Annotated in this window: 8 protein-coding genes and 1 pseudogene; 6 read left to right on the top strand and 3 right to left on the bottom strand. The window is 43.7% G+C overall.

The window, feature by feature from the left end; genetic code table 11:
* Positions 1 to 119, bottom strand: a pseudogene (locus F6K49_RS30215) (peptide deformylase); the annotation flags it as partial.
* A 413-nt stretch (positions 120 to 532) separates the two neighbouring features.
* On the opposite strand from F6K49_RS30215, the gene F6K49_RS30210 reads away from it, so the two are divergent.
* The 3 genes from F6K49_RS30210 (at position 533) to F6K49_RS30200 (ending at position 3,799) form a co-directional block, all read left to right on the top strand.
* The gene (locus tag F6K49_RS30210) at positions 533 to 1,444 is read left to right on the top strand and encodes an ABC transporter permease (protein WP_293025279.1); all 912 of its coding nucleotides are present in this window, start codon (positions 533 to 535) and stop codon (positions 1,442 to 1,444) included.
* Positions 1,445 to 1,568: 124 nt separating this feature from the next.
* Positions 1,569 to 2,423, top strand: coding sequence for a DUF3598 family protein (locus F6K49_RS30205; RefSeq protein WP_293025281.1), 855 nt, complete (start codon positions 1,569 to 1,571; stop codon positions 2,421 to 2,423).
* A 542-nt stretch (positions 2,424 to 2,965) separates the two neighbouring features.
* Positions 2,966 to 3,799, top strand: coding sequence for a phytoene/squalene synthase family protein (locus F6K49_RS30200; protein WP_293039323.1), 834 nt, complete (start codon positions 2,966 to 2,968; stop codon positions 3,797 to 3,799).
* Between the two features lie 777 nt (positions 3,800 to 4,576).
* Here the strand turns inward: F6K49_RS30200 and F6K49_RS30195 are convergent.
* Complete coding sequence (locus F6K49_RS30195; RefSeq protein WP_293025285.1) at positions 4,577 to 5,749, bottom strand: pyridoxal phosphate-dependent aminotransferase; 1,173 nt, start codon at positions 5,747 to 5,749, stop codon at positions 4,577 to 4,579.
* A 586-nt stretch (positions 5,750 to 6,335) separates the two neighbouring features.
* Positions 6,336 to 6,485 (bottom strand): hypothetical protein, encoded by a 150-nt coding sequence (locus F6K49_RS30190; protein WP_293063779.1) that lies wholly within the window; start codon positions 6,483 to 6,485, stop codon positions 6,336 to 6,338.
* 173 nt (positions 6,486 to 6,658) lie between these two features.
* Here F6K49_RS30190 and F6K49_RS30185 point away from each other — a divergent pair, with 173 nt between their 5' ends.
* The 3 genes from F6K49_RS30185 to F6K49_RS30175 all read left to right on the top strand — a co-directional run.
* Positions 6,659 to 7,090, top strand: a complete 432-nt coding sequence (locus F6K49_RS30185; RefSeq protein ID WP_293025287.1) for a hypothetical protein — start codon at positions 6,659 to 6,661, stop codon at positions 7,088 to 7,090.
* Positions 7,087 to 8,757 carry an ATPase domain-containing protein gene (locus F6K49_RS30180; protein WP_293102511.1) on the top strand — a complete coding sequence of 557 codons (1,671 nt, stop codon included), beginning with the start codon at positions 7,087 to 7,089 and terminating at the stop codon, positions 8,755 to 8,757. The genes F6K49_RS30185 and F6K49_RS30180 overlap by 4 nt, the downstream gene beginning before the upstream one ends.
* A gap of 59 nt (positions 8,758 to 8,816) precedes the next feature.
* The coding region (locus F6K49_RS30175; protein ID WP_293102508.1) for an ATPase domain-containing protein at positions 8,817 to 10,277 on the top strand (1,461 nt) is incomplete at its 3' end.

The raw sequence follows: 10,277 nt of genomic DNA, 5'->3' as shown, positions 1-10,277 counted from the left end.
TTGTGGTCTACTTTAGCAACCCGCTTGGCAGGCTGACGCAGGACGCGATCGCCTAGATAATGAATTGTTAATGGTGGATTCTCTAATTTTTTCTTTTCAACGATAAGTTCAGCAGTCATGGGGTTATTGAGTTGTGAGTCAGGGTATGGTTAGGGTTAGACGCTCAGCTGCTAAAGGATTAGAACACTCAACATACACATTCTTCAACAGAGTGCCTAAGACAGAGTGCCTAAGTTGGTCTATTATTATAGTCTTGCCTCGCTTTCTTAGTTTATCATGCCCCACGCCCCAAGAGCCTTTGCGCTGCGGTGCGACAAGGCGCTGCCTGAACCTCCTCAAGGGAACGCACACCAAGAGAGGGGATGGGGAGCGCGTTGCAATGATTTGATTGACTCTCCCTGGTCGCCCATAGGTGGGTATTATGTCAAAATCGTACGTTTCAAGTGATTTCTTGGTATCCCACAATTCTTTTACGCTGGAAACTAGCAGCTCTATCGATTAGAACCCAAAAGTAACACCAAGTCAGGGACTGATGTTTAAATTTCTCACTCAACTGGATTACCTGCTGCGGGAAACTTTCTTAGGTCTACAACGTGGCGGCTGGATCAACTGGGCGGCGGTTAGCACGGTGACTGTCCTATTGTTTCTCTTTGGTATAAGCTGGCAAGCCTCCTGGCAGTTAGGTGGGCTACTCAATCAGTTGGGGAATCAACTAGAAGTAGCTGTTTATCTCGAACCAGGGGCTGAGGCAGAAATGGTCTTACCAGCAGTTCAGAAACTGCCCAAGGTGATGGCGGTTCAAACCATTTCCAAAGAAAAAGCTTGGGCATCCTTGGTTGAGGAACTGGGAATTTCGGAGATTGCAGCTGCTACGGAACAGTTGGAAGGGAATCCCCTAGTGGATGAACTGAAGGTAAAGGTAAGCAAACCAAAGGATGTGCTAATTCTTGCCCAGCAGTTGTCACAGTTGCCAGGAATAGATCAGGTGCAGTATATGGATCAGACTCTCAAACAAATGCGACAGCTTCATCATGGTTTAGGCTGGGTGAGTCTGATCATTACTACCATTCTCAGTCTGACCGCAGTGGCAGTTGTCACCACCACAATGCGCCTGATTGTGATCGCAAGACGCCGGGAAATTGAGATTATGCAGCTAGTTGGGGCAACCAGATCCTGGATTTATCTGCCGTTCATGTTGCAAGGAATTACTTTTGGTGTAGCTGGGGCAGTCCTAGCCTGGGTTTTGTTGATCGGTCTGCGGCAATTTCTGACTAATCTGCTAGCGACTGGACCTGATTTTATCGAATTTATCGCTACAGTGGTACCACCGGATCCACTTAAAATTGTTGTGCTACCCTTACTGTTGTTGATTCTGGGGGGTTCAGTGGGTTTGCTCGGTAGCTGCCTAGCTGTTAGTCTCGAAAGCATCGCTATCGGGAAATGAGGTTACCAAAATTTGGTCTAATTCTGGTATTTTGTCAGTGGTTAGTGTCATGGCAAGTGGTTAGAGTAACAGAGGACTGATGACCAATGACTAATGACTCACAGCTAATAACTAAGGACTACTTATGCGATCGCAATGGGAATGTTTTTTGCAAAATCAAGGGAGTTGGCATGGTTCCTTTACCACATTCTCACCAAAAGGGCAACAGTTAAAAGATATTCCCTCTGTGCTCACCATAGAAGGACTCGACGATAACCAAAAAATTCGTTTGACTCTTCGCTATCTGCCACCTGAACAAGCTATATTCAACCGAGTTCTGGAATACACCCATGTAGATCGCTATCTTATGTTCTTTGACACTGGTGCGTTTTCCCAAGGCGCACTACAGTGGGCTCCTTATTCCGAATTTGGGGCAGAATTTGGCTTGATTGAGGGTAACCGTCGTCTGCGGATGGTGCAACTGTATAACAGGGAGAGTCAGCTGAAACAGTTGACCTTAATTCGAGAAAAACTGGCGGGTACGGATACACCAGAACGTCCAGCATTAACCTTGGAACAGTTGCTCGGAGAGTGGCGTGGAGAGGCGGTAACGCTTTATTCTGATTTGCGTACGCCTAACATCTATCCTACTCACCTTAAACTTCAGCATCATGAAAGTAACCGCTTAGTACAACAACTCACATTTGGCACAGGAGAATCATTAGGTACCATCACCTCTAGCGCTAAGATTGATGGCTCAATTCTGTATTTTGACGAGGGTGCTGTTTCTACTCAAGTCTTATTATTGCCCGATGGGGCATCGTCTACTTGTCCAATAATGGTTAAGTCAGGTCATTCTTTCTTCCTAGAAGTAGGTTGGCTGTGGCAACCTAACCAACGTCAGCGGCTGATTCGCTCTTTTAACGATAAAGGGCAATGGGTTAGTCTTACTTTGGTAAGAGAGCACAAAGTATCTTCTGGGCCTTATATAAAAGGATAAAGTATCAAGGATGAAGTAGGTGGGCTTGTTTACAACCCAGTCAATCTGAATCGATATTATATACAGCGTTTTTAAAGGAGATGTGAAATTAGGATTGATGGATAAAGATAACTTCGGATCAGTAGGAAAGAAATACAAGTATTTTTTGATGTTATGAGCAATCAAAGATTTGGTTTGGAAATGCTATATAGCATTTTAATTTTAAATATAAACATAGCGGTGCGACCCAAGGGCGATTTACTCGCCCTAGGAGGCGCGCACCGTGGATTGATCTAATAAAGTGATGCAGCGCTATTCCCTATTCTAACTCAACTAGCCCTATAGCTTGTTTAACCTGTTAAGTGGTTAAAGTTGCGCCTACGTTTTTTTTGTTTCTATTCCACAGCGGTAACTACCAACTTACGTTAAAGTTGTAAATTTTTGTATCAAAATTCAAAATTATGGATTGAATCTGAAATAAAAGTGGTATAATACCCAGAAATTTCAGTCAGATCCAAAAAACTTGTTCAAATTTGCCCCATAGGGAATATGGATTGGTAAAGATGACCTATAAAGGTAGCTTAGAGATTCTCAAAGAGACTAGTCGGACTTTTTATATTCCAATTAGTACTCTGCCTAAAGACCTTCAAGAAGCTGTCGCTTCTGCCTACTTATGCATGCGTGCAATTGATGAAATCGAAGATCATCCTCAACTTGGTAAGTCTACCAAAGCAGCGCTGTTAAGAACAATTAGCTTAAACCTACAAACAATGGGCAGCAGTTATAATGCTAGTTCTACTAATAGTTATACTAATGATGAACTTCTTGCAGTTTTAAGTAAATATGAAACACTTCCAGAGGTAACAACTCGTATTGGTGATTGGGCAATTCTAGCACCAGAAACCATTGCACCTCGAATTTGGGAAGCAACTTCAGCAATGGCAGATAGAATGGCTTACTGGGTTGAGTGCGGTTGGAAGATTCGTACAGAGGGTGATTTGAATGGCTACACTTTCAGTGTTGCTGGTTCTGTAGGATTATTACTTTCTGATTTGTGGGCTTGGTATGATGGAACCCAAACCAATCGTCACCAGGCAATTGGTTTTGGTCGAGGCTTACAGGCAGTTAACATTCTACGTAATCGAACTGATGATTTGACACGTCACGTGGATTTCTTTCCCCAGGGATGGAGTTCAGAAACTATGCAAAGGTATGCCCGTAGAAATCTTTCTTTAGCTGATGCCTATACTAACGCTCTTCCCAAAGGTCCAGCTAGAAATTTTTGTCAAATTCCTCTTGCTTTGGCTCATGCAACACTTGATGTTTTAGCTCTCGGACAAGCTAAACTTAGTCGTGAGGCAGTGATTGGTATTGTTGAGAAGTTGACTGTGAGGTAGTGCTAGATCTTAAGGTTCAATCGCTTTGCTACCAGTCAAAATTATAAATTAAAAATTCAAAACTACCCCATAAATTAATTCAGGAGCTTTTATCCGGTGGAAAAAATTCAAAATTAGAAGACTATTCATTTGAAATTTTGAATTTGGCATTTTGAATTTAAAAATGCTCAAGTCCCCATGACCAATTATCCATTACCCGAGAAGGCAATGATAATTAGTCAACCGGATTTGGCATGATATTTCTTTCCCGGTGCCCTTGACCTAGGTGAATTAAATTCGCCACGGGTCGCACCGCACTTTCCCCGAATTCGCAATAAAACTTATTATAAGTTAACTATAAGTATCACCAGAGTAGAGAAATCTTTACCATAAAAACTACCCATAATTTGTTATCCGGAATAGACTTAACTCATATTGAAGTATAAATCTAGAGGCTTTAAAAAGCCTGAGTCGATAGTAAAGAGGTAAGACCTATGGATAGCGAACTGAGCCAAGTTCTATTACTGGTGTTGATTTTTTCTATTTCCTGTATGATTTTGTCTCCGGTGTTATGGTGGATTCTGCCAGACAGAAGCATCAATAACGCCTAACCAGACTTTGCCAAAACCAAGCCAGTAAGCAGGTTTAGATGACATCAGTCTCAATCAAAATGTATTATGAACCCACCAAGCACAGGTGGGTTCACTAGAAAAAAAACTGGTATGATACCTCGCCCCTTGTGGCCAATTTGTGAGTCAATTTTTCTACAAAATATTTTTTGCATCTCCTGCCCTTGGGTCAAACTTTTTGTAAAATTTCGTTAAGACCTGCAACGAATCGTTCAATACCTTCTGCTGCAGTTTCCTTTTGCAAAGCACCATAAGCAAGCCTGAGGTAACACCCGTCCTCAATACCAAAGGCGCTACCTGGCATCACAGCTACCCGATGTTCCCGAATCAGTCTCTGTACCAACTCAAAAGCATCCAACTGAGTATCCACTTTTAGGAAAACATAGAACGCTCCATCCGCAGAACCAATGGTACACAAACCCTCTAGACGTTTCAGGGAGTTCAATACCACCTGTCTTACAGACGCGATCGCATTAATATGAGGTTGACAGTAATCTTTTCGAGTACTCAATGCCCCTAAAGCCGCATACTGAGAAATGACTGGGGGACAAATTAGGATTGTATCCTGAACCTTTTGAATTGCTTCAAACAAGTGTTCTGGAATAATCATGTAGCCAATCCGCCAACTGGCAAAACCGTAGGCTTTGGAGAGACTGTAGAGAGAAATAGTGTGTTGACTACTTTCGGGAAAGGCACCTGGAGAAAAGTGTTTTACCCCGTTGTAGGTAAAATACTCATAAGCTTCATCACTGATGTGGTAAATTCCGTGATCGCCACAGAGTTGATTTACCTGACGCAATGCCTCTTCGGAATATACCGCCCCAGTAGGATTATTAGGTGATATGGTCACTACTGCCTTGGTTCTGTCGGTAATAGCCTGTGCGATCGCGAACGGATTTAGCTGGTAATTATCATCGGTTGGCACCAGCACTGGATCACAACTAGCCATCTTAATCGCCATTTCGTGGTTGAAATAGTAAGGCCTTTGAAGAATAATCTCGTCCCCGGGAGTGGTAATTGCCAGAATCGCGTTCATAAACGCCATGTTGCTTCCTGCGGTGACAACGATGCGGTTGGCGGAGTTAATCTCAATTTTGTTATCAGTTTGCAGTTTTGCCTCAATTGCCTCTCGCAAAGTCGCAATTCCCTGTACCGGTTTGTACTTATGATTACCTGGTAAGCTGTAGAATTCACGCAACATTGCCATTGCCTCTGGAGGGGGATCATAATATACCACCCCCTGTCCTAAGGATATTGTGTCAGGATATTTACGGATCAGTTCGCCAACCATGGGAATGACTGGCAACTGCACCGCCTCCATGCGGGAGGTCAGGGTTTTCATGGTTTCTTCTTTTTTTTGAGTGAAGGTACCCGTGGTTCATACTAGCGAATCTCATACCAAATCCGCTTGGTCATTACCCCTTTATAAAAATCGACCAAATCTTTTTATCCCAGGAATATAGGGCTATGCGGATCAGGGGGGTATGGAAACAGGATTTGGTATCAGCAGTTAATCGAGATAAAAAAAAACTGAATTTTTCTATTGCTTCAGTATTGTGTTGCTATCCTTAAAGGCGTTGTTTACTTTTCCTTTAAGAAAAGTTATGTTAATTATATTTAAATACTTTTGTATTAATTTTTGTTTGTTTTTAATTCGGTATTACTAAAAAAAATTTAAAAAAATCTAAAAAAAGAGATAACCAATCCCATTACTTTTGATAATCTAATAATCTGTGGAAATTGATGGGATAAACTGGTAGTTATCCATAGATAGCCATGAATAGAACTACTGGGGGGGCGACATGCAAGCTGAAATCATTACTGGGTAATAATTTCAGCTCATAAGTAACAGAAAGATACATGCTGTTTTGGGCTGACATTGCACCTAGTTATAAGGGTTTAAGCTTCCAGAAAGCGATGCAGTGGCCTCACGGGGAGGCAGTGCGGTCAAAGGAGGCAGCGCGGTCAAAGGAGGCCACACCATGAGCGACTGCCGTTCCACGGGGCAAACAGCGGTGCGGACGCAGGTTCCGTACACAGACCCATGCGCCATGAGCAACTGCCGTGGTTTTCCCCACTCGCGCTTTGCATGGCTGACAATGAATCCAGGGTCAATTTCGGACTGTATCTTGCCTGAGTTATTGGCATCAAAGCCTTATATAGTCGGCTTTTCAGAGCTTATATAACCCCCTCAGCTAGAACTAATAGTTTTCTTAACCTTAACTGGGCACGAAAATTTGAGGAGAGTGCGATGAGCGATCCTAATAGAGAAATGGAGATGCGATCGGCACAACCATTAGCTGAACAGCCAGTCCAGGATCAAGTTGACCAGGCGAAGACAGAGGCCCGTAAGGAAGAAGTTATCGACATTTACGAAGATTTGCTCACCACGATCTGGAACCGGATTATGCCGACCTTAGGTAGAGTGACAGTAGTGTCGATTATGGAAAGATCTCTAGCTTTGACAGCGGAAAAATATCCCCTGATTGGCTACATAGAATCAAGTGCCGAGGGAGTTTCGTTTGAGGTGTTTCGCCAAAAGGTTTCACCAGAACAACGGTTGTTAATTCGTGAGGCGCTCAAAGAGTTAGTCACAACCCTAATCGATATTCTAGCCATCTTGACGGGCGACATTCTAGTCAGACAATTACTCAAGGAAATTGAAGGGAAAAAACTTATATGATCAGGCCTCGGACAAAGCCCTTAGGTAAACTGCCTACTAGTATTCCTGGTCTAGACTCGATTCTCGCTGGTGGTATTCCGGAATTGTCCATTAACATCATCACTGGGCCACCCGGATCTGGTAAGACGATCTTTACCCAGCAAATACTATACACCAATGCTAGTACAGAGCACAAAGCCCTTTATCTAGTCACCCTATCTGAACCTTCAGTCAAATTACTGCACTACCTACAAAAGTTTGATTTTTTTGACCCCAGTAAGGTAGGTACTGCAGTAATTTATCTCGACATCGGCGAGATTATCCGAGAGCAGGGTCTAACAGAAGCGATCGCTGCCATTATTAATTACGTAAAGGAGTATCGACCTGCGCTGATCGGCATTGATAGCTTTAAAGCTATTCATGATTTGGCAACGGATCCCGTAGAAGTACGTAAGTTTGGCTACGACCTCTCAGTGCGTCTGACCACTTGGGGAGTAACAGCTTTTTTAGTAGGGGAATACACTGACGAAGAAATTAAACATCAACCCATCTTTGCCATCGCCGATGGGATTATTCGTCTGCAAAATCAGCCTCTGGGGTTACACTACCAGCGTTATTTAGATGTGCTCAAACTCAGGGGGGAAAATTATTTTACCGGGTTGCACCCCTTTGAAATCAGTAAGACTGGCATAGAAGTTTATCCCCGGATTAAGATGCTGGAAAACTTATCGAAGCAGACCCAGGCCAGCCAAAACAAACTTTCCACTGGCATACCTGAACTGGATAGGATGTTAGATGGGGGATTGCAGCATAGCACGGCAACTATGGTTGCTGGAGGCGCAGGCACTGGTAAAACCTTGATGGGACTTCACTTCATTGTGGCTGGAATTCTCCAAGGGGAGCCTGGAGTAATTGTTACCTTTCAAGAAAATCCCCAACAGCTCAAAGCCATTGCCCTGTCCTTAGGTTGGGATTTAGAGGCCATGGAAAAGCAGGGAATGCTAGTGCATCTGTATGATTCTCCCGTAGAACTACAGCCGGATATCCATGCTGCTAAGGTGAAAGCTGTTGTAGACAGGGTTAAGGCTGGCCGGATTATGCTTGATTCTCTCAAGGATATTGAGATTGCCACCCCAAATAAGGTTCGCTACAAAGACTATATTTACTCCTTAGTGAACCAGTTTAAACTTCAAGGTGTGACCACCATCGTAACCAACGAAATTGGGGAGCTCTTCGGACCGTTTCAGTTGAGTGAACATGGCGTATCCTTTGTGGTGGATAATGTTATCCTCTTGCGCTATGTAGAACTATCCGGTCGCATTGGACGAGCCATAAACATTATGAAGGTAAGGGGAGCGCCCCACAGCAAAGAAATCCGGTTTTTTGAAATTACCTCAGGTGGAATTCGCATCGACGAGGTGATTCAAGCTCAAACTGGTGTGCTGACTGGAATGCCTGTCTTTAATAATAATTACTTCAATGACAATGGCTTTAAGGAGTTGCTTAACCCGAGTCGTAATATCATGAAAATCTTGCAGGGGGTGGAGGAGATGGAGATAAATGAATTAGCCAATCGCACTGGATTCAGCCCTCAAGACTTGCTCCATGAGTTAGAGAATCTGAAGCAGCAGGGTATGGTAATTACCTGGGAAAGTCAGAATACAACCTATTACAAAGCTACGATTTGATTGATTATTTTGATTGATTATTAGTTAAATTACCACTAATGACTAATGAATAATGGCTAATGACTAAGCCCACAATCAAATTAATGCCTACAGGAGTGCCAAATCTGGATGCCGTTTTGGGCGGTGGCTTTCCCATCTACTCATTGAATATCTTGGCAGGGGCTCCTGGCACTGGCAAAACAATTTTGGTGCAGCAGATTCTGTTTAACACTATCGAGAACCAACCCCATAAGAGAGCTCTTTATCTCAGTACCCTTTCCGAGCCAACCCTTAAGGTGGTGCGTTATATGCAGCACTTCCAATTCTTCGATGCTCAAGTATTTGGTGAGCAGGTGATCTATAGTGATATTGGCTCATTCTTAATTGAACAACCGATGCCTAGGTTGGCGGATCATATAGTGGGTTTGGTCAATCAACATCAAGCAGAAGTTATAGTCATTGACTCTTTTAAGGCCATTGCTGACCTGACCGAAAAAAGTGGTGACTTCCGCCGTTTTTGCTACGAACTATCGGTTCGCCTCGCCAGTGCTCGTTGCACGACTTTTTTAGTGAGTGAATCCGATCCCTCTCAGATTAACTACAGTGCAGAATTTGCTTTGGCTGATGGCATCATTTACCTTTCGACCCATGAGGAGGCAGGGGAGCAACGCCGTTGGTTACAGGTTCATAAATTACGGGGTCTGGCACCGTATATGGAACCATTTCCCTTTGTGATCACTAATGTGGGGGTGCGGATTCTCAGCCCTACCCTAACCCTCAGGCAAAAGTCGGTGAGTTGGTCAGTTCCAGCAGGGCGTATGGTGATGGGAATTCCGGGTTTGGATCAACTGTTGCGGGGAGGTATCCCCTACGGTCGTTCAATCATCCTCTCGGGAGTTGCTGGCACTGGTAAAACTACCTTTGGCCTACAGTTTCTCATGGCTGGAGTTGACCGAGGGGAAAAAGGCTTGCTCTTTTCTTTTGAGGAAACCCCCTCTCATCTGTCCCAGATGGCAGCCGGTTTTGGTTGGGACTTAGAACGTCTGATTCAACAGGAAATGCTGCGCATTGTCTTTGTTACCCAAACTAACATCCGGGTTGAAGAACACCTAGATCAAATTGCTCAGGAAATCGCCTCCTTCCAGCCTCAACGTTTTGTGGTGGATTCAATATCAGTCTTGTTCTACAAAGTCAATAACCGAGCCATCCAGCGAGAAAAAACCTTCCAATTAGCAACCCTGATGCAACAAATCGGTGGAGTGGGTATCTTTATCTCAGGTATCCCTGCTCATGAAACTGGACACCTATCCAGCTTTGGTGTGGAAGAAACCATTGTCGATGGCATGATTGTGCTATCAAAAGAACTGGTTGGTCGTAGACGCGATCGCTATCTAGAAGTATTTAAAATGCGAGCATCTGACCATGTCTGTGGTTCTCACCGCATGGCAATCACAGAAAACGGTATTGAGATATTGTACAGTGCCAGCCAAATATCTCCCCCCTCAACCACCGAATCATTAAAATTTATTGAGGATGCTCCC

The sequence above is a fragment of the Moorena sp. SIO3I6 genome (genome assembly GCF_010672095.1).
The sequence above is the reverse complement of the archived record's forward strand: the minus strand, read 5'-3'. Positions and strand labels throughout refer to the sequence as shown.

Bases quoted from the DNA above. Each gene is read 5' to 3' on its own strand.
- F6K49_RS30210 (WP_293025279.1), top strand. From the start codon at position 533: ATGTTTAAATTTCTCACTCAACTGGATTACCTGCTGCGGGAAACTTTC.
- F6K49_RS30205 (WP_293025281.1), top strand. From the start codon at position 1,569: ATGCGATCGCAATGGGAATGTTTTTTGCAAAATCAAGGGAGTTGGCAT.
- F6K49_RS30200 (WP_293039323.1), top strand. From the start codon at position 2,966: ATGACCTATAAAGGTAGCTTAGAGATTCTCAAAGAGACTAGTCGGACT.
- F6K49_RS30195 (WP_293025285.1), bottom strand. From the start codon at position 5,749: ATGAAAACCCTGACCTCCCGCATGGAGGCGGTGCAGTTGCCAGTCATT.
- F6K49_RS30185 (WP_293025287.1), top strand. From the start codon at position 6,659: ATGAGCGATCCTAATAGAGAAATGGAGATGCGATCGGCACAACCATTA.
- F6K49_RS30180 (WP_293102511.1), top strand. From the start codon at position 7,087: ATGATCAGGCCTCGGACAAAGCCCTTAGGTAAACTGCCTACTAGTATT.